Annotated in this window: 14 protein-coding genes, 2 tRNA genes and 1 CRISPR repeat array; of the genes, 8 read left to right on the top strand and 8 right to left on the bottom strand. The window is 35.3% G+C overall.

Annotated elements, in window-relative coordinates:
* Window positions 1-16 precede the first annotated feature (16 nt).
* A CRISPR array of direct repeats spans window positions 17-2,148; the repeat unit is 30 nt; unit sequence CTCTTAATCGCACCATGTCGGAATTGAAAT.
* Between the two features lie 416 nt (window positions 2,149-2,564).
* Window positions 2,565-2,978: a hypothetical protein gene (locus tag Q0543_RS14715; protein ID WP_299254740.1), complete on the top strand. Its 414-nt coding sequence runs from the start codon at window positions 2,565-2,567 to the stop codon at window positions 2,976-2,978.
* Between the two features lie 84 nt (window positions 2,979-3,062).
* Here the strand turns inward: Q0543_RS14715 and Q0543_RS14710 are convergent, their stop codons facing one another.
* Window positions 3,063-4,193, bottom strand: coding sequence for a hypothetical protein (locus Q0543_RS14710; RefSeq protein WP_299254737.1), 1,131 nt, complete (start codon window positions 4,191-4,193; stop codon window positions 3,063-3,065).
* Window positions 4,194-4,398: 205 nt separating this feature from the next.
* Window positions 4,399-6,993 carry a DNA gyrase subunit A gene (gene gyrA, locus Q0543_RS14705; RefSeq protein WP_299254734.1) on the bottom strand — a complete coding sequence of 865 codons (2,595 nt, stop codon included), beginning with the start codon at window positions 6,991-6,993 and terminating at the stop codon, window positions 4,399-4,401.
* Between the two features lie 191 nt (window positions 6,994-7,184).
* On the opposite strand from gyrA, the gene Q0543_RS14700 reads away from it, so the two are divergent.
* Window positions 7,185-7,257, top strand: a tRNA-Thr gene (locus Q0543_RS14700).
* A gap of 892 nt (window positions 7,258-8,149) precedes the next feature.
* Window positions 8,150-8,222 (top strand) — tRNA-Thr (locus tag Q0543_RS14695).
* A gap of 401 nt (window positions 8,223-8,623) precedes the next feature.
* On the opposite strand, the gene Q0543_RS14690 is transcribed toward Q0543_RS14695, so the two are convergent.
* Both Q0543_RS14690 and Q0543_RS14685 read right to left on the bottom strand, forming a co-directional pair.
* Window positions 8,624-9,640 (bottom strand): glycosyltransferase family 9 protein, encoded by a 1,017-nt coding sequence (locus Q0543_RS14690; RefSeq protein WP_299254731.1) that lies wholly within the window; start codon window positions 9,638-9,640, stop codon window positions 8,624-8,626.
* A 91-nt stretch (window positions 9,641-9,731) separates the two neighbouring features.
* Complete coding sequence (locus Q0543_RS14685; RefSeq protein ID WP_299254728.1) at window positions 9,732-10,295, bottom strand: pentapeptide repeat-containing protein; 564 nt, start codon at window positions 10,293-10,295, stop codon at window positions 9,732-9,734.
* Window positions 10,296-10,543: 248 nt separating this feature from the next.
* Here Q0543_RS14685 and Q0543_RS14680 point away from each other — a divergent pair, with 248 nt between their 5' ends.
* The 4 genes from Q0543_RS14680 (at window position 10,544) to Q0543_RS14665 (ending at window position 16,359) form a co-directional block, all read left to right on the top strand.
* Entirely contained in the window at window positions 10,544-11,281 is a 738-nt protein-coding gene (locus tag Q0543_RS14680) for a fatty acid desaturase (RefSeq protein WP_299254725.1), read from the top strand.
* A gap of 370 nt (window positions 11,282-11,651) precedes the next feature.
* Complete coding sequence (locus Q0543_RS14675) at window positions 11,652-12,257, top strand: FKBP-type peptidyl-prolyl cis-trans isomerase (protein WP_299254722.1); 606 nt, start codon at window positions 11,652-11,654, stop codon at window positions 12,255-12,257.
* 173 nt (window positions 12,258-12,430) lie between these two features.
* A complete protein-coding gene (locus Q0543_RS14670; protein WP_299254719.1) occupies window positions 12,431-16,069 on the top strand; it encodes a gliding motility-associated C-terminal domain-containing protein in 3,639 nt (1,212 codons plus the stop codon).
* Window positions 16,070-16,071: 2 nt separating this feature from the next.
* Window positions 16,072-16,359, top strand: coding sequence for a hypothetical protein (locus Q0543_RS14665; RefSeq protein WP_299254717.1), 288 nt, complete (start codon window positions 16,072-16,074; stop codon window positions 16,357-16,359).
* A 91-nt stretch (window positions 16,360-16,450) separates the two neighbouring features.
* Here the strand turns inward: Q0543_RS14665 and Q0543_RS14660 are convergent, their stop codons facing one another.
* The 3 genes from Q0543_RS14660 to Q0543_RS14650 form a co-directional block, all read right to left on the bottom strand.
* Window positions 16,451-17,032 (bottom strand): TMEM175 family protein, encoded by a 582-nt coding sequence (locus Q0543_RS14660; RefSeq protein WP_299254715.1) that lies wholly within the window; start codon window positions 17,030-17,032, stop codon window positions 16,451-16,453.
* A 230-nt stretch (window positions 17,033-17,262) separates the two neighbouring features.
* Window positions 17,263-18,069, bottom strand: a complete 807-nt coding sequence (locus tag Q0543_RS14655; RefSeq protein WP_299254713.1) for an SDR family oxidoreductase — start codon at window positions 18,067-18,069, stop codon at window positions 17,263-17,265.
* 161 nt (window positions 18,070-18,230) lie between these two features.
* Window positions 18,231-18,353 carry a hypothetical protein gene (locus Q0543_RS14650; RefSeq protein WP_299254711.1) on the bottom strand — a complete coding sequence of 41 codons (123 nt, stop codon included), beginning with the start codon at window positions 18,351-18,353 and terminating at the stop codon, window positions 18,231-18,233.
* A 174-nt stretch (window positions 18,354-18,527) separates the two neighbouring features.
* Here Q0543_RS14650 and Q0543_RS14645 point away from each other — a divergent pair, with 174 nt between their 5' ends.
* The gene (locus Q0543_RS14645; protein WP_299254709.1) at window positions 18,528-19,625 is read left to right on the top strand and encodes a serine hydrolase; all 1,098 of its coding nucleotides are present in this window, start codon (window positions 18,528-18,530) and stop codon (window positions 19,623-19,625) included.
* Between the two features lie 75 nt (window positions 19,626-19,700).
* Here Q0543_RS14645 and Q0543_RS14640 read toward each other — a convergent pair whose 3' ends face one another.
* Window positions 19,701-21,836, bottom strand: a complete 2,136-nt coding sequence (locus Q0543_RS14640) for an OmpA family protein (protein ID WP_299254707.1) — start codon at window positions 21,834-21,836, stop codon at window positions 19,701-19,703.
* Between the last annotated feature and the right edge of the window lie 30 nt (window positions 21,837-21,866).

Below are 21,866 nucleotides of genomic sequence, written 5' to 3'. Positions count from 1 at the left end.
CACGCTAACAGTCACGCTCTTATTCGTACCATATCAAAACTGCAATATCAAATATAGATAATAGTACCCAAAAGCTAGACGCACTCTTAATCGCACCATGTCGGAATTGAAATCATTAAAAGACTTTTTCACTGCACCATTAAATAAGACTCTTAATCGCACCATGTCGGAATTGAAATTCGCTTGCATCTTCTACAATCGCAAAAGCATTATAACTCTTAATCGCACCATGTCGGAATTGAAATAAAATTGCCCTATTGCTTACTGCTGTCGGTACATCTCTCTTAATCGCACCATGTCGGAATTGAAATATTTTACCTCTATCGCTTAAAATAGATGGCACAAACCTCTTAATCGCACCATGTCGGAATTGAAATTTTGCATATTTGGCTGGCTACGGGTTATCAATCATACTCTTAATCGCACCATGTCGGAATTGAAATTTCGCATGGGTAAGACAGCATGTATCATGGCTCTGCTCTTAATCGCACCATGTCGGAATTGAAATATGCCTAACTTTTCGCCGTTAGTCAGATTTTCAGCACCTCTTAATCGCACCATGTCGGAATTGAAATAGTGCATACAATTGAAAAGACAATTCTTTTAAAGTCTCTTAATCGCACCATGTCGGAATTGAAATATAAAAAGGAAAATATTTCTTTAATTGGAATTTCACTCTTAATCGCACCATGTCGGAATTGAAATTTGGCATTAACAGCTAATGTATTTGGGTTTGAGTCTCTTAATCGCACCATGTCGGAATTGAAATAATTTAGTTAAGAACTTGCAAACGATACTGTCTCCTCTTAATCGCACCATGTCGGAATTGAAATACAAAGAAAAATCAGATAGGATAGGGTTCGGCATTCTTCTCTTAATCGCACCATGTCGGAATTGAAATGCATTGGCAGTCGCAGCGTTCGTTTACTTCAGTATCTCTTAATCGCACCATGTCGGAATTGAAATAATACCCAGCTTCTTCGTACATCATTTCAACTATGCTCTTAATCGCACCATGTCGGAATTGAAATAGAAGAACTTATGCGCCTTGCAGGGGGCAAATTAAGCTCTTAATCGCACCATGTCGGAATTGAAATTTGCAAAGGGCAATATATGGCGCACGCGTTGGGTCTCTTAATCGCACCATGTCGGAATTGAAATTTCCAACGTCTGCACCAGTTCGCCATTTTTGATAATCTCTTAATCGCACCATGTCGGAATTGAAATCAGCGTAGCACGGTTTGAGTCTTAACTGTTTCAAACCTCTTAATCGCACCATGTCGGAATTGAAATACAATACGTACCGGTTCAGACCTGCTACGAATAAGGACTCTTAATCGCACCATGTCGGAATTGAAATTTGTAGCGTCTAATTTCGTGCCCCCTTCGTCTGTTCTCTTAATCGCACCATGTCGGAATTGAAATATTCAGAAAAAACATTAAATGATATTACTAACGAAGCTCTTAATCGCACCATGTCGGAATTGAAATCGGATATTGGTACAGTAAGTAATGGTGGTTATGTAACTCTTAATCGCACCATGTCGGAATTGAAATCCTTCAAACTTAATTACCTCTACTTCTGTTGCCATCTCTTAATCGCACCATGTCGGAATTGAAATACGTTACAGATTCGATTGATTCTACTAAGTCTTCGCCTCTTAATCGCACCATGTCGGAATTGAAATATGACTTAACAGTACAGGCTATTGAAACAAAAGAAACTCTTAATCGCACCATGTCGGAATTGAAATGACAATGTTATAGAGGAACTAGTTGCAGAGCTTACCTCTTAATCGCACCATGTCGGAATTGAAATATTGTATAATCAGTGCCTTCTACATAAGTAGTTGAGCTCTTAATCGCACCATGTCGGAATTGAAATCAGGTATACGTATGTTATAATGGAGGTGATTTTAACTCTTAATCGCACCATGTCGGAATTGAAATACGTCGTACTTTTGTGTTAAATGCGAAATAATACGCTCTTAATCGCACCATGTCGGAATTGAAATGCTTGGGAGTATGCGAAGTATTTCCCTGATTATTCATCTCTTAATCGCACCACCGCGGAATTGAAATTAAAACACGCAAGTACATTCAACATGAATTCAGTGACTCTTAATCGCACCATCGCGGAATTGAAATGTCCAATAGTCATATTCTATTTGAATACTAATAATGCCACCAAGTAGTTTTCAAAAAAATCCTTTAACTTTACAAAAATTAATCTGTGGTAATACATGGAAGCGGCCTGATCTGTCGATGGACTCCGACGTTACAGATTAATTTTTTATTAACTTCTTCCCTACTTTTGAGTCACTCTTCCATCCACGTACAATTTTCCTTTCATCAAAAAAAAAAATTCCGTTTCCGGACAATCATCATTTTTCATAGGTATTCAATCCATCAACCTTAACCCACGCTTAAAGATTATTCAAGCACATAAACCTTTTTTCCGATAAATAATTGAAAAATAGTAACATATGTTAACGTTCATCCCTACCGTTTAAACTAAAGAATGAATACATTTGATTTTTAAAAACGAATTCAAACCAGCTAGAATGGAAACGTATATCAATCAATTAATGGAAGACCTTTTTGACTCTATGGATAAGGCCGAACAAACCGTAAATCAATGGGAAGATGATATTGAGGGCTTCATGATTGATGGAGTTCCATATGTGAATGTAGATGCTGCAGAAACGGTGCATGCCATTATTGGTATAGCTGAAGAATGTTTCCCGCCTGCCCATCTATTAAATGAGTCACAAATGATGGGGGTTAATCTTGCTTTACTTGATTGTTTAGGTCTTTGGAATATTCGATTGATTTTCCCAGAAAAAATATCGGGATCAGTTTTGTATCGTTCTTTAACTAAAGCATTAAAGAATAAAATTGTACTGCAACATTTTGGTACCGTTCACATCCGACTGTCCTTGAATGATCCCGAAACCGTGCGGTATTTTATAGATTAATGTGTTGGCTAATCACTTTGAAAATACCTTCAAGGTTTTCAAAACCTTGAGAGTATAAATAATACAATTCTTTAGCCCAATCCCCTACTTCAAAAATCGTTCTTCCATCGACGTAACATTCTCCAGGACAGCAGTCACATTTTTCTGTTCTGACGCATTGCTGACTTTCGCTTTATTCGCAAACTTTTTTGCCGTTTCAAGTTCTTTTCGCAATGCGATGCGTAATGGATCAGTTTCTGGGTTGGGAAAATACGATCTATTTGTTTTATGCTTTTCGTTATCGAAGGCAAGAATTTTATCTACTGTAACTAAGGCACGGTTTACACTATAAGCAGACATATTAAAATTTGCAATGTAGTTGGTAGAATCCAATGCGATTACTTTTTTATAATAGGTCTCAGCATGTACTTCATCATTCAAATTGCTATACTGGGAACCAATATTCAACAACAACTGAACATCTTTGGGATTTTTGGCTGATAGTGCTTTTAAATTTTCAATTGCTTCTTGCCCTTTATTCAACTTTACTAAAAGCTCCGTTTGTTGGGTCTTTAATGCTACATCTTGTGGGTATTTGCCTAATGCTGTATTGGAGGTAACAAGTGCACTATCCAATAAACTTCGGTTCATTAAATCCCCAATTTCGATATAATATACGCTTTCACTGGTATAATTTAAGTCTAGTAATTTGGATGCATATTTTTGTAATAAGGTTGTACTGTCCAATTCATTGGCTGCATACAAGGCATATACATAAGCTGTTGTGTCTGCAGACTTAATGCGTTGTGCACGTTCAAAATCAGTGATAGATTCAATATACTTTTCTGTTTGATACAATTTCACTCCCCTGTTTATGGATATTCTCCAGATTTCATCTAATTCGTCCGTAGATTTTTCAGTAAACTCAGACGATACTTTTTCGAACGTAAACACCTTTTGAAAAGCTTCCGTAGATTTATTTAAGGCTGAAACATTCTCCGTTTGTCCTTCAGCTGCAGATATTTCATATACATCTTTATAAATAACACCCTTGTAAAACCACGTTTTAGGTATCGAAATCGTTTTTTCATTGACAGCTGCTTTGTCAATTTCTTCCTTTGCTTTTACCAAATTACCATCATTATAATACAAAATGGCATTGGTCAATGAAGCATTTTGCGCGTGAACAGAAATGGTAGAAATAACGATAAGAATGAATGTAAGAAAGCGGCTCATATATTGAATGCGTTTTTGGGTAAATAGAATCAATGCTGTAAAGATTTACCTATTTCGAGATTTTGATCTTGTTTTTTTAGTGGTAACACTAGAAAATCACGTAAACCGAATGATAAAATCTTCTTATTTACAACAAAGCCACAAACCTATAGTTATGGTTTATGGCTTTGCGCTTAACGTATTTATTTAAAGTATTTTATTTTGACTATTCTGGTGTTTCTTCCGTCGAATCTTCCGGACTTTCATCCTCTGTTTCGTCTTCCGCTTCTTCAGTCTCTCCATCTTCAGCAAGAATAACATCTGCTTCATCTGGTTTTGCTAATTCACCTTCTTCGTCGATAATATCTGTAAATTCAAACTTCGCTACCGAAGCAATCGCATCTCCTTCTTGGATCTTTATCAAGCGAACACCTTGCGTTGCTCTACCCATGACACGTAAATCAGAAACCGCCATACGAATGGTTATACCTGATTTATTGATGATCATGATTTGATATTGATCGTTTACGCCCAAGATACTTACCAAATTACCTGTTTTTTCAGAGATATTTAAGGTTTTAACACCTTTACCGCCTCTGTTTGTAACACGATAATCTTCTATGTCTGAACGCTTTCCGTATCCTTTTTCAGATACTACCAATAAGGTTGTATCTGGAGAACTAATCGCAACCAAACCAACAACCACATCTTGATCATTCGCCAATGAAACACCTTTCACTCCCGATGCAGTTCTACCCATTGGACGAACTTTGCTTTCGTTGAAACGAATGGCTCTACCCGAACGTAAGGCAATAACCAACTCATCGCTACCAGATGTCATTTTCACATCCAACAAACGATCGCCTTCATGAATAGTAATTGCATTGATACCGCCTGTACGTGGTCTTGAATATGCTTCAAGCGTTGTTTTCTTAATGGTACCTTTTTCAGTACACATTACTAAGAAATTGTTATTGATGTAATCGTCGTCTGTCAATGTTTTCACATTGATAACGGTACGTACTTTATCACCTGGTTCAATTTGTATAACATTCTGAATCGCACGACCTTTGGTAGTCTTACCTCCTTCAGGGATTTCATATACTTTCAACCAAAATACTTTACCAAATTCTGTAAAGAACAACAAGTAATTATGGGTTGATGCAACAAATAAGTGTTCGGTATAATCCGATTCTTTCGAACCTGCACCTTTTGATCCAACGCCACCTCTGCCTTGTGTTCTGTATTCTGTTAAAGCGGTACGTTTCAAATATCCTTCATGCGAAATGGTAATTACCATTTGCTCTTCCGGAATCATATCTTCAATATTGATATCATCCGATGCGTGAACAATGTCAGATCTACGTGCATCGCCGTAACGTTCTTTCATTTCATTCAATTCATCTTTGATAATTTGCATTCTTAATTCTACACTTGCAAGAATGTCTTTCAAACGACCAATTAATGCCATGATTTCATCGTATTCTTTGATGATTTTATCACGCTCCATCCCCGTAAGACGTTGTAATCTTAAATCCAATACAGCTTTTGCTTGAATTTCAGACATGCCAAAACTTGTCATCAAGCCAATACGAGCAGCTTCTGGATCACGGGATTCACGAATTAATTTAATGACTTCATCTAAGTGATCTAAGGCAATTAAATACCCTTGTAAAATATGGGCTCTTTTCTCGGCTTCTTTTAATTCATATTCAGTACGACGAGTAACAACATCATGACGGTGTTCTACAAAGTACTCAATCATTTCTTTCAAGTTCAAGGTCATCGGGCGACCTTTAACCAAACACACGTTGTTTACACTGAAAGAAGATTGTAACTGAGAATATTTAAATAAGTTGTTTAATACAACGTTTGCGATTGCATCTCTTTTTAAATCGAAAACGATACGCATCCCGTCTCTATCCGATTCATCGCGGATATCACTAATGCCTTCAATTTTCTTTTCATTTACCATTGCAGCGATTTTCTCAATCATGGCGGCTTTATTCACCTGATATGGAATTTCTGATACAATGATTTGTTCTTTTCCTGTTGGTGTCGTCTCAATGGTTGAACGCGAACGAAGTACAATACGTCCTCTACCCGTTTCAAAAGCTGAACGAATACCTTGGTAGCCATAAATAGTTGCTCCAGTAGGAAAATCTGGGCCTTTTATATGCACCATCAATTCAGGAATGGTAATTTCATTGTTTTCGATGTAAGCAATAATACCATCGATCACTTCTGTAATATTGTGTGGCGCCATGTTGGTTGCCATACCTACGGCAATACCAGAAGAACCATTTATTAATAAGTTGGGAACTTTAGCGGGTAATACCGTTGGTTCTTGAAGGGAATCATCAAAGTTAGATTGGAAATCAACGGTATCTTTATTGATATCGCCTAGCATTTCTTCCGCAATTCGCTTCAAACGAGCTTCGGTATAACGCATCGCAGCAGGTGAATCTCCATCGACAGAACCAAAGTTTCCTTGTCCGTCTACCATTGGATAGCGCAAGGACCAAGGTTGAGCCATACGAACCATGGTATCGTATACAGAGGAGTCACCATGTGGGTGATACTTACCCAATACTTCCCCAACAATTCTGGCAGATTTTTTATGGGCTTTGTTATAATGCACACCCAAATCTTCCATACCATACAACACTCGGCGGTGAACAGGCTTCAAACCATCCCGTACATCTGGTAATGCTCTTGAAACAATAACAGACATGGAATAATCGATGTAAGCACCTCTCATTTCATCCTCAATGTTAATTGGGATGATATTTGTTCCGCCCGAAATAGGTTGATCCGACATAATTCTATTGTAGATATTTATTCTTTAAATTAACGATACAAGATAGTGAAAATCTGCCTGTTTAGCGAGTTTAAGGACATAGTAAAAACCTAAAGTTTTCAACAGGTTGATAAATATTTATTGCTTTTTTTTGATGAAGCTATTGCAAAGAAAAAAAACGTTCTTATATTTGCACTCCCTTAGGGAAAGAAGCCTCTTTAGCTCAGCTGGTAGAGCAACTGACTTGTAATCAGTAGGTCGTTGGTTCGATCCCGACAAGAGGCTCTTAAAATGATAAACATAGAAATGTGTTTATCATTTTTTTTTGTACTTGTTTTATTTAATGTAAAGTGTAGAGTTTAGAGTGTAACCGCCCTCACCATGGTTTGTGACACAAAAACCACCCGCTATTCTATGATGATACTTTGGCTAGAGCAAGATGGTCGCTCCTATACGGAGCTCCGTGCGTTTTATTTTGTAATGAAACATCATTCTATAAAAATGCCACCCCGATGGGGTTAATTGTTTAAATTTTCATCCCGTGGTTAGCACGTTTAAGTGCGAACACATTCTGAATACCCTCAAAGCTAACACCAAAACTGCACGAGGTTCGGCTTTTTCCCGCCGCTCTATCTATGTTACTTTAGCTAGCGCAAGATTCACTTAGGCTTTATATCTCAACCACTGATCAACCCGTTGTTGCGCCTTTTCTGGCCAACAACCAACTGCTATTTGATGATACAGTTTCAACCCCAACGGGGTGATATTATTGTAGAAAGAATATAATCCAAACCATAATATAGGCGCAACGCCAAAGGCGTTCACATAATATATCTTTAAAAACCTATAATGAGCGGGTAGAAAATCTATTGGCCAACAAATAACTTTTCGCAAAGGTTCGGCTTTTTCAGCCAACACCCCACTGATCTTTGATGATATATTTTAAACCTCAGTGGGGCGATATTATTGTAAATAAGAATATTAATACTGCTGTTTACTAGAACAAACGGATTAAAATATTGTATGCTTTATTCTGCATGTCAACAACATGGTGTAATCCTACATACTTAATCAAATACACAAAAAATTAGATGTGAATAAAAACATGCCTTCTTTTTTATTCAGCCATTGATTTTATAAAAAACGTTCTTATATTTGCACTCCCTAACGGGTAAAGGCCTCTTTAGCTCAGCTGGTAGAGCAACTGACTTGTAATCAGTAGGTCGTTGGTTCGATCCCGACAAGAGGCTCTTAAAATGGTAAATACAGAAATGTGTTTACCATTTTTTTTGTCTGAATTAGGATTAATGGATTTAAGGATTAGTCAAGATCTCGTTTAACCGAGATTGATAAAATATTGGTTTGACCTTTTGTTTTTTTTTGAATTGTAGGAAAGAAATGATCTTAACGATTCTAAAATTCTGATTCAGACTAAATAACAAACGTCGTCGAGGTTTTAAACCTCGACGACGTTAATCTACCAACTACACCTTACACTCACTTTACTCTTTCCTATTCATTGAGGATTAAAACATTTCACCATATCCTACAAACCATCAACCGTTATACGCCAAACTTGATACAGCAGCTGCCACTACACTTTACACTTCGACCGTTAACGCTACACCTTTCCTCGTCTAGTACCTAGTAACTAGAGCCTCGCAACTAAGCTCAACAGCTGCTCCTTCTCAATCCCTTCGGCGCATTTAAAATGCCCTTCCGGACAGGCTTTGTAACCATGCAATCCACACGGTCTGCAACTTAGTTTTTCAGTTGTCTCAATATTGAATGATTGATCCGACAGTGGACCAAAGCCAAAGCTCGGTACAGTGGAACAAAAGATTGCAGCTACCGGCGCATTCATGGACGATGCGATGTGCATCGGTGCCGAATCATTTACATAATTCATCGTAGCATTTTCCATTAAAGCAGCCGATTCTAAAAACGATAATTTTCCTGCAAGCACTTCAATATGTGAATTGGTTTGTACAGCCGCTTGTATTCGAGCGCAACTCGCTGCATCGCCAGGTGCACCCAATAAATAAACGACCAGGTGTTTCGGTACTGCTTGCAAAAATTCGATCCATTTATGTTCGGGATATTGTTTGGTAAACCACACCGAATTAGGTGCAACACATATATACGGCTGGGCTGCAAACGCTTCTATTTTTTTGTACTGTTCTGCGGATGGATAAAGTTTTGGTTGACGTTTTATACTTGATGCAAACCAATCTACCAAGGTATTGTTGCGATCAACTTCATGTAAGCCTTTATCTAACTGATGCGGAAACTTTTTCGTAAACAAAAAAGAAAATGGATTCTTATCATAGCCCACAGTCATTTTGGCGCCAGAAAAAGCAGTGAGTAAACCTGTTGCGCCAAAGCGCTGTAAGTTTATAACAAGATCATATTTTGAAGTGCGAATGGTTGAAAGTAATGACATTAAGTTTTTGTACTTACTTCCCTTCTTATCCCAAATCAATACTTCATGTAAAAATGGATGATTTGAAAACAGCGATTCATTTCCTTTACGTACCAACAAATCAATAGATGCATGAGGTAAAGATGCATGAAGGGTTTCTAATAAGGCCGTTGCTAAAATCGCATCCCCAATAAATGCCGTTTGTATAACAAGAATTTTATGAAGTGCAGGAGCTTTAGTTGCCATATTAAAATGTATGTACGTACTGATTTTCAAAAAGTACGTTTGTTAATTTATTTAATAATAAGAGATAAAATCAGTTCTATCTAAACTTGAATCAATCAATCAAAATATTATATGCTGTTAACAAGCGATATAAATCATGGGATTGAAAATGAGCTTTTTTTACATTGTTTGCAGCTGGATGTATGACAAAATTTGTATTTGTTCTAAAATCAACACCGCTTAAATTGGTATTGTTAAACAATGCATCCAACATGTTGCAATGAACTAGTTTACATTTTGAAAGATCTGCTTGGGTGAAATTTACACCCTCCATGTTACAATGTTGAAAGGTACTTTTATATACTTTCTTCTTATCAAAAGAAGCAAAGGATAGATTGCATTGCTTCATATGAATTTCAAATCCGAAATCGCGTATTGCAGAAAATGAAACACCCAAAAGTTTGCATTCATGAAACATACAGTTTTTCAATGATGCTGCATCGAACGTTGCATTACTGAAGTTGCAATTCTCAAAACTGCAATCAATAAATTCGACACCATTTAAGCGAGAATTGGTAAAATTGCAATTTGAAAATTGTTGACCTTCATACTCTGTTTCGTCCAAACGTTGATTGGAAAAGTCTTTTGATTGAATTGGTTCTAATTTATTGCTCATAAATTGTACGTTGTCATTATTCAAATATAAATGTAATTATTCAAACATGTTTTTTTATTACACAACTATTTGTTTCATTAAACGTTATAAGATGAAAGTAATTCATTCATTCAAATTACTTGAAGATTTTTCTTTAATATAGCCCATTTACGTTCAGTTATATTTATTTATAAAGATTATCCTCACAACCTGGGAATTGGCACGTAGTCTCTACTCTTTTAATCAATTTCACCCTTTAGATGTAGAGTATGATTATCTTCGCCTTCCTTATAATACATTGGTATGTTTCCTTATTTTTCCAATCCATATTTCACCATAGATATGCCGCTCATGGTTTTTTCACCATGTCTAAATTTTGGGAACGTGTTTTTTATGTAGGTTGCTTTATTTCCCAAGGTTCTTCGTACATAAGTGCGAATGCATACGGTAAAATGCACCGCATGCATCATGCCCATACGGATACACCAGAGGATCCCCACTCTCCTACAAACTCATCTAACATGCTATTAATGATGTGGGATACCCGAAATAATTATATCAATGTATATACGGGTAAAACAAAAGTAAAAGATACGTTTACTAAAAACTTACCTGACTGGCCAAGTTTTGAAAAGTATGCCCACACCTTCTATGCTCGCTTTATCTGGATATTTATCTATATTTTAATTTATGATGAATTTGCAACTGCTTGGTGGCAGTTCTTATTTCTACCATTCACAATCTTAATGGGCTCTTTTCAAGGAGCTGCTGTGAATTGGTGGGCACACCGTTTTGGTTATGTAAATTGTAAAATGAATAATACTTCAAAAAATATCCTTCCTATTGATTTTGTCTTTTGGGGAGAATCCTTTCACAACAACCATCATGCAAACCCAACAAACCCGAACAACTCTTTGCGCTGGTTTGAAGTGGATGCTGGATATCAAATGATGCGTTTTCTGAATAAAATCCGCATCATTAAACTCAAATCAATACAAGTGAATTAAACGAAACATATTTCATACGTTTCGTTTAATTCACTTGTGAAATTCAAAATAACAAAACACAAATTACAAAGGCTTAAATGGTTGCATTGCTGCAACCGTTTAAGCCTTTAAAAATTCAAAAGAATATTTTATGGCTACTTTATTAAACAATCAATCGTTTTTTTGATTTTAGGCTTTGGATTTTTAAATTTTATTTTTCGAGGTATTCGTTTAAAGTTCTTAATTTGAGCTTTAGCTATTTGCGAAGTGTTATTTATAGGCTGCTTGTGGTCTTGAGCCGTTTGGAATTTGATTTTTGGAATTTGAGCTTTAGCTATTTGGGATTTGTCTTTATTAATCGGAACTTGCAGGCTAACATTATTAAAATAGCATGGGAACATATACAACAGAAAAAGATCAAGTTAGTTATAGCCTTGGGGTTAACATTGCAACAAGCCTTAAGAATCAAGGGTTTGAGGATTTAAATTTAGAAGCAATTACAACTGCTTTGTCAGATGTATTCAACAATAAGACGTTACAAATTAATGAAGAAGCAGGCGGTCAAATTTTGAATACCTACTTCCAAGCAATGCAAACAAAAAAACATTCTAAAAACATTGAAGAAGGTGCGGCATTTTTAAAAGCGAATGCTACAAAACCAGATGTAATAACGCTTCCAAGTGGCTTACAATATAAAGTCTTGGTTGAAGGTTCAGGTGCTAAACCAAGTGCTTCCGACAAAGTTACTACACATTATCATGGTACATTAATAAACGGAACCGTATTTGATAGTTCTGTAGAACGCGGACAGCCTGCTACATTCCCAGTGAATGGTGTAATTGCAGGTTGGATTGAAGCATTACAATTAATGCCTACAGGTTCAAAATGGCAATTATATGTTCCTTCAAACTTAGCTTATGGCGAACGTGGCGCATCTGAATTAATTGGACCAAATACCACTTTAATATTTGATGTAGAATTACTTTCTATTAACTAATTATACGTTTAAAATAAATTATTTAAAAGGAGTCCAATTTTTTGGACTCCTTTTAAATTTATAAAACATTTTTTTAACGAAGTTCACTAGATACATTGTGGCATTTAATTGAATACGTTACTTTTTATAAAACCACATGTATTGTAAGTAAGGGTAAAAATAACCTGTACTTTATGATATTTGGAACTCATTTTAAAATCAACACGTCCTCAATAATCTCCAATTCTATAAAATGGATGGTTATTTTATGTGTGCAATCTATTTCCATAATAACGATTTCATTTTCCCCCTTATATTGTTCAGCAGAGGGTACAAAACAATTAATGCCCACATCTACTGACTTTGGGTTTATACAAATAAATGATCGGGGTAGAAAATTTGCTACCTATAATGCTCCCAATCTAAATCGATTATACATACACGTATGCAATCCGGGTGAAATCATCTATGTTGGATTTAAACAATCCGATAATGATGTTTCATTTCGAATAAAAGATCCCAGTGGTAATATTGTTGTAGCCGCACAAACATTATCTACTTCCGGTCAAGGATTTATTTCAACGTATAATCAGGCTGTTGCAGGTCCTCAACAATTAGTTGGTGCTTCTGGCTATAATGCAATAAGCTATACTTCTTTATTATCAGGTGATTATTACATAGAATTCAACAATTCTGGAAATGCACAACGGATATTTGATTTTTTTGATATAACAGTAGCTAATGCCAATACAGCACAAAGTGGGCGAATTTGGTCGTACTCATGGGATATTAACACCAAAGCAACAACAAATCCATTCACAGCCAAAATGTATATTTTTTCCAAAGACAGCATTGTAACTTCTATCGATTTTAATGGAATGCAGCCTTTTGGTGCTGTCATCACAGCGAATTCAACAGGACTTTCTAATACTGGAAATGTAATAGCAGATCGTGCAAGCCAAGTGGGTGATTTCACCCTACCTGAATATAAAATTTTCTTGAACGACCCCGATCCAACGTGTTATCCTACTGGTAGTTTTGGTACAATTACAGCACCTACTAAAGTTACAGGATGCGACCCTGCAAATAGATGTATCAATATTACCGTAAATAAACCTGGACAAATTGAAATGGTCTTGGATTTAAACGGAACGCTGGGTTACCAACCAAATTCTACCGATCTTTTAATCATTACGCCCGTTGTTGCTGGTATCAATTGCATTCCTTGGAATAGCAAAGACGGAGAAGGTAACGTTATTATAAGTATTACAAACATTCCCTTACAAGTGAATTATTTAAATGGGGTAACCCATTTGCCGCTCTACGATGTAGAAGCAAATCCAGATGGGTATATCGTTGAACTCATTCGGCCAGCTGGTACACAACCCAGTTTGTATTGGGACGATACCAACATAACAGCCGGAACAGCTATAGATGCAAAAGTAAATTTAACAGGCTGTTCAAATATGTCTGGTTGCCACAAATGGAAAAACAGAGGAAATAACGCTGCATCTGAAACGATAAATACATGGTGGTACCCAAATATCGTAACCGATAACTTAACCTTTGACCTTATTGATGTGCAAATGGATGCAGATATTCGCAATCCTATTGGACAATTAAATGATAGTTTAGTTTGTGAGACTATACCTTTTTTTCAATTACAAGGAGAAATAGCAAACAACGTACAAGGTAGTTGGACAGGTGGTTTGGGTTCATTTTCACCTTCAAGAAATGTATTCAATCCTATATATACACCCACTGCTGCAGAAAGAAAAACAGGATTTGTAAAATTATTTCTCAACGCTTCTATTGTTCAGGGAGCTTGCACAGATGCAATTGATTCCATCCGTATAAATTTTGAAATGGCCCCGATTATTGATGTGGGCTTAGACAAAATTATCTGTTCAAAAAATAATCCGATTAACATTTCCGCATTCTTAACACATGCGAGTACAGGTATTTGGAGCGGAGGTTCAGGTTTGTTTGGGGAGGTAACAAATTCAAACACGAACTACACTCCTGCTTCCTCAGATATTTCAAATGAGTTCGTCCAGCTCATATTTACATCTACAGGCTCACGCGTATGTGCACAAGAAGACGATACCTTAACAATTTCATTTAACAAACCTGTTGAAATTGAAGTAGGTGATCCAATACAAATATGTGAAGATATTAAAACAGTATCGATACAGGCAATGGGTGACCAAACTGCGCAACTTTTGTGGACAGGTGGTACAGGTTCTTTTAGTTCAACAAATTCCTTAACTACTGAATACACATTAGGAAATAATGAAAATCTCAGGAGTGAAATTATTCTAAAATTAACTGCATCAAAAGGTGTTTGTCCAGATTCAACAGACATGTTGAAAATCAATATTCATGCATTACCTGATATCCATGCGGGATCAGATACCCTAATTTGCAAAGGTGGAAATCTTACGATAACAGGAACAAGTAATGCAAATACTACGAGTTGGTATCTACTTCCATCTCATACGATTACATCAAATTCAAAAACGAATTCGTTACAAAATGTCTCAACAAATAGTACCTATGTTTTTGAAGGTATAAATACATATCAATGTAAAAATTCAGATACGATTTTAGTTGATGTATATGACTTGCCGAGTTTAAATCCTGGTGGTCCTTACTGTCTACAAAAAGAATTGATCTTAGTTGCAAATGCTACGAATGTTCCGAATGTAACCAGTTTATATATTTGGAAAAAAGAAAATACCCTCCTTCAATCTGATCCCATTGTTAGTAATCTTGCAATAACAGATGCCGGTAAATATACCTTAACCTATAAAACAGATGGATGCAGTAAAGATGTGCAAGTAATTGTAAACCCGAAACCAGTATTGGTAAGCCCAGATACATTATCCGCTTGCGAAGGAAATAGTATTGAACTATTTACAAACAGCAGTATTCCATCAACAATAAAATGGTTCGATTCGAATAAAAGTTTCATTCAAAGTGGTAGCAGCATATTTGTAATAGCATCTCCCATTGCTCAACTCTATTATATTGAAGCAGAAGCTGCAACAGGTTGTTCCAATAATGATAGCATTGTAACTGTCAGTACGATTGTACCAAATTTCAGTATTGAAAATGTAGAAATATGTAAAGACTCATTTGCAACACTTGATATAATGACGAATAATATACCAACACATGCACTTTCAGAATTAAACTATGCATGGAAGTATAATTCAAAAATCATTTCTACCAATAAGATCTTACAATCAAACGTACCAGGTACGTATACCGGAACAGTTACATTAAAAGGCTGTGCTGCAAGCAAAGATGGGAACATTATCGTACACGATTTGCCTACATCAGAATTACCCCTTCGATATACCTTTTGTTCAGATAATGGAAATAGTATTTATTTAAATGCTGGTACTGGATATATGTATCATTGGATTCAAAGCAATGAAACAACTCAATCCATTTCGATTTCCAAAGCTGGAACATACGATGTGCTTATATATAATACATTTATGTGTAAAATTAAAGCCCAAACAAATGTTATAGAAGAATGTAAGCCAACATTGTTTGTTTCGAATGCATTTTCGCCTAATGGGGACCAAATAAACGATATTTTCCAAACATTTGACAATCATATCGGTAGTTATTCTATGACCATATTTAGTCGGTGGGGAGAAATTATTTTTCAATCTACAGATAAATCAGTATTTTGGGATGGATACTACAATGGAAAACAAATGGATGTAGGTGTTTATCCTTTTATATTAAAATATGAAGGAGATACAGATTCATATAAAGGTCCTTATATAATTGAAGGAAGTATTACATTAATTAAGTAATCATGAAACAAATACTTGTAATTTCTATTTTGATTTTCTTCTCGTGTACGAAAGAAACGTATCGCAGCGATAAGACGAATCAACTCACTAAAAAAACAAAAAAATCACTGAATTTTTTAGAATTACAAGCACATGAATTGACTAGTGAAAATATTGAAAATCGCGATAAAAATGTAAAAAAAGCAACAAAAGAAAATAACAAGAAACAAAAAGAATTGAATGCAGCTAATGCCAAAGCAAGCAAGGCTACTAAGAAAAACCAATTTTCTGGAGAGTTTAGTATTTACTAAAGCATAGAAGATTAATATGACTTTAAGCCAGCGATACTGGGTATATCTTAAGTCATATTATACATTTCAAATTATAGTACCTTATAAAAAATTATTTTTTAGTTAGTAATGTTTTTTCTATTCGGGTATCAGGAATGAGCCATAAAAAAGCCAAAACAGCATAAATTATGCAACTTGCCAATGGGAATATGAATGCGCATATAATCGCGAAGGCATAAATCCCCATTGATATGCGGGTTTTTATATCATTTTTATAAGCAGTTGCAACTTTTGATTCGGTACCTTCTTCTTGAATTACTAGTTTTGCCATAATATACCAAGCTACACTTGCCATAAATAAAACAACACCATACAATGCTACTGGTACTTCAGATACTGGATTGTGCCCCAACCAAGCTGTAGTTACTGGAAAAAGAGACAACCAAAAGAGTAAATGTAAATTGGCCCATAATATTTTACCATTTACATGTTCAACCGCTTGCCATAAATGATGGTGATTATTCCAGTAAATACCGACGTACAAAAAACTAAGTACATACGAAATAAATGTGGGAATAATGGGTATTAAACTTTCTATTCCCCCAAAATCAGGGATTTTCATTTCCAAAACCATAATGGTGATAATAATTGCCATTACCCCATCACTAAATGCCTCTAACCTATTTGTTGTCATTTTTTTCACCGTAGCATGTCATGCCGTTTAATTAAGGATTGGATTTATAAAACACGTATTAAATCTTAAAACCGTCCCATAAATTGGACGACAATGAAAGCTTATAGATATTTTTATAATTTGCTATACAGCATTTATTGCAGTTTGCTTTAGCCAAATGTTTATGTAAAAATACAAAATTCGCCAAGAAAGCTACATAGCATTAACATTTAAGCATTAATTTACAAAACTCAACCATTCGTTGTGAAGCCAGGATACAAAGTCATACCGCCATCTACAAACAAGGTAATTCCGTGAACATAATCTGAATCATCGGATGCAAGCCATACAGCAGCTTTACCAATATCCGATGGTTCGCCAATCCGATCATAAGGAATTAACTTTAAAAGTTTTTCAGCAGCTTCTGGTGTATCCCATGCGCTTGTATTGATGGGTGTTTTAATTGCACCTGGTCCAATGCTGTTTACTCTAATTTTCAATTTCCCAACTTCTTGAGCCATCGATTTCATTAATTGCATGATACCACCTTTAGATGCAGCATAATTTGCATGGCCAGCCCAAGGTATCACTTCATGAACAGAACTGATGCAAATAATTTTACCTAAGGCTACAGAAACTTCTGGCTTTGGCCCTCTTTTGATAAATTCGCGAATAGCTTCACGTGCACACAAAAACTGACCGGTAAGATTGACGCCAATAACTCTATTCCATTGATCCAAGGTCATATCTTGAAAGGGAGAATCCTGTTGCAAGCCAGCATTATTTACTAAAATATCTACTGTACCAAAATGCGCTACAGCTGCACGAAACATTTCCTGTACATCTGCTTCTTTAGCTACATCTGCTTTTATTGCGATTGCTTGTGCCCCAAATTGAATAATCTGATTTACTACATCTGTTGCTGCAGCCTCATTAGAATGATAATTTACGACTACGTTTGCACCGCTTGCTCCCATTGCAAGTGCAATTCCTTTTCCTATACCTGAATCACTGCCTGTAATGATAGCAGTTTGACCATTTAATTTTTTATTTTCCATAGTTGATTTGAGATCTTTTTTTTATTCAATGAATATATTAATAAATTCTGTATGAATAATGTGTCCAGAGATTCGTTGAATTTTTAGAACACATATAATTTAGGTATTTTAACTGATATAAACACAAGTAATTTTCTTGTTTATTTACGGCTAATATTTCCTTAAGCGCCACCAATTGTTCCAATCACTTCATAATCAAAAAAAACAAAAGGTACATTCCATAAACTATATACACGTTCCAACAGATTTACTTCCAAATCACAATGTTCAAGGAAGAAAATCAAAAGCGAATTATAAGAATCGAATTAATTCTTTCTTAAAAAGCATAATGAATATTTATTAAAACTCTTGTAACTTGTCTTTTGAACAAATAGATATACCTAAGCTGTTCTGAATATATATTTCCTCTGTCTCCTTGAGTGAAATAATTAATTACAGAATTAAATCTCTTAATGCCTTTGAATCGACTACTCAAATATTTCATATTTATAGTATTTTGTTTTAGCAGTTGCTTGCCGTTTCATGCTTTCTTATATATCGTACCCGATCAAAAAGATATAAAACGGTTTAAACATGCAGTAGTAAAACATGCAGATACGTGTTTTGAATTCCCTAAAATTGAAAAAAATAAAACCATTTTTGTAAGCAACTGGACATATAAAACCCCCTTGTCTAAAATGCGTTTAGAGCAATTTCTGGAACAACAACAATGCTACCATTTTATGGTTATTAAAAATGACAGCATTGTGTTTGAATACAATGACAAAAAATTAAAAAGCTATCAACCCTCGCCTACTTTTTCAGTGGCAAAGACATTTGTTTCTGCTTGTTTGGGTAAAGCTATTGAAGAAGGTTATGTAGGTTCGGTAAATGATTTAGTAAAAAATTACATTCCTGAATTAAATTACCATAAAAATTTCGACCTCTTAACAATAAATGAGTTGTTAAACCAAAAATCTGGTATACATGAAAATGTAAACCATTTGTCACATACCAATTATGGTAAAATAGAAAAGATCTTACCTAAAATTGAATTCGATTATAAACCTGGAGAAAAACTAGAATATGTAAATACAAATTTCACGCTATTAGGGATTTTAATTGAACGTGCCACAAAAAAAGATTTGTATCAATATTTTTCAGAAAAAATTTGGTCAAAAATCGGTACCTGCGACTCTTCTGTTTGGGGATATGACTACCAAACACATCATACCCGTGCATTCAGCTTTTTTGGAGGTTCCACACGAGATTATGCAAAATTCGGAAAACTATACATGCAAAACGGTATGTGGAATGGGAAACAAATTATTGATAGCAACTGGGTAAAATCAACAACAGCATGCATCAATCCACTTGGTGAGAATATTGGGTACAACAGCGGTTGGTATATTGGAGAAAAAGAGTTTGGGGATTATATGGCACTGGGAATGTACCGTCAACAAATTTATATCAACCCGAAATCCAATGTCGTTATTGTATGCATTATGAAATTTGATTACAGAAATTTACCACTTCGATGGTGGCAATTGTTACGACAAATTTCTGGTCAGGCATAAAAAAAGTCTATTTTGAGTTTCTCAAAATAGACTTTTTTTATGCCTGACCACTTTTTACTGATCACTTACCACTAATTATTTACTAATAAAGAACTCTGTTCTTCTATTTATACTTCTTCCATCTTCATTAACAGAACCATCCGGATTTGTATTAGAAGCCAGCGGTTTATATTCGCCATAGCCTTTCGCTTGAATTCTATTTGCGGCTATCCCTTTTGAAATCAAATACTTTTTAACTTTAGAAGCTCTTCGCTCCGATAAATCTTCATTGTACTTATTACTACCAAGGTCATCTGTATGGGAACTTACATTTATGTTCACATCAGGATTTTCCATTAAAAACGGAATCAATAAATCGTTTATAACTTTTTGTGATACTTCATTTAAGTCTGATACATCACTCGCATATTGTATATCCTTTAAAACAAATGGCTTACCAATAACGGGTTTTTCATCCATGAATGGAACTACTTTAATTGTGTCAATTGCAATAACTTCAAGTTTTCTTTTTAGGATTGGACTCGAACACATTTCTTTTGTTTCTACAAATAACGTATCATTCACAAAGCCTTTTTTATGAATAAATATGGCATAATTTGTATTGGGACTAAGTGCTAAATTATACGCACAATCTGCCAGACGAATTGTATCCGATTTATTCAAACTTGTTTTTGTGTCCTTTTGTTGAATCGTTAACAATTCACCTACGCAATTATTATCTTTAGTAAGTACGCTCAAGTCTAATTCACAAACAAATGGCGGAGCTGGAATAATTTCAAGTGAATAAATATCATCGCAACATGTTTCATGAAAAAATGGAGTTCCTCCTGGTCTATTGGATACAAGAAATCCATTTTTACCATCGTCTGCTAACACAAAACTTAATTCATCTTGAGGAGAATTAATCGGAAAGGATAGATTTTCTGGACGTAAAAATCTTCTTCCGTCTTTTTGGATTTTATAAATATCTAAGCCGCCTGCATTTATTAAGCCGTCTGTACTATAATAAAATGTTTGAGAAGGAACGTGAAAAAATGGCGTACAATCTGTTTCTGAAGTATTCGCTACAGTAAAATTAACCGCTTTATTCCATACGTTCTTTGTTTCATTATAGGATGTATACCAAATATCTAATCCACCTTTACCCTCAGGTCTATCCGAAACAAAATACAAATATTCTGTTTGGTTCACTTTGGGTTTTGGAACAGGTCTTGTACTTCCTGTTTTACGAGGAGGCATATTTTTAGAAGTTGGTGCAGTAGCATTAACTTGAGATGTTGAAGCTGTATCAATTACAATGGTAGGTTGCGTACTTGTATATCCTGGGATATTTATAGGAGCAGGTAATTTGCTTGGTTTAGACCACGAACCAGAGACTTTTTCTGTATAATAAATTTCACAGGAAACTTTACCTTGTGTGCTCTTCGTGCACTTAGTGAAATAAAAACGTTTTGAATAAGGAGAATATACAAAATTCCCCATGTCAACGGTTGTATCATTAATGCTTTCTAACATCCCTTGCTCAACCCATTCTCCGTTTATTTTTTTCGCTTCATACAATTGTCTAACGGGTGGTTTTTGATAATGCTCACCCCTAGTATCATAATATTCAACGGAATCCATTCGTAAAGATCCAAACGCAAGACGCGTACTATCCATTATAACGGGTGAAAATTCTATATGCGGATAGTTAACAGAGTTCCCTACGTTTTTAATTTTTACATTTTCTGGAAAATCCCGATACACCATACCACTATCACAACCAGTTAGTTCACGATTCAGTTTTGCTTTTAAAACTTTATCGTCCATGTCTGTAGATATTTTTTTAAATTCTATAAAGTGTGTTTTCGCCTCTTCGTATTTACCGCACATTTTCAACATTAATGCTTGATAGTACAATGCTAAAGGATATTCTGTGGGAGATGTTAAAAATACTTTTTCATAGGTAACTGCTCCTAATGTATAGTTTCGTGTAAAACGATACATATCCGCAACGAGGTATAATGTTTTTATATCGGTTGTATCTAATTTAACAACCTCTTCGTAATAAAATAGTGCGGAATAAACATCCCCTGTTTGATACGCAATTTTTGCTCGAGCTTTCATTTTGGAGAGACTCAAATTTTTATCAATGCCTTCTCGGTTTTGCGCAAAAAGTGAAATAGTAAAAATGGAGAGAATGAATACGATGCTTAATGATACATATTTCATAAGGTATATAAAGAATATTTTTTGATTGAA

It is taken from the genome of uncultured Cytophaga sp., from assembly GCF_937863595.1.
Lineage (GTDB): Bacteria > Bacteroidota > Bacteroidia > Cytophagales > Cytophagaceae > Cytophaga.
This window is presented reverse-complemented; position numbering and strand designations above follow the sequence as displayed.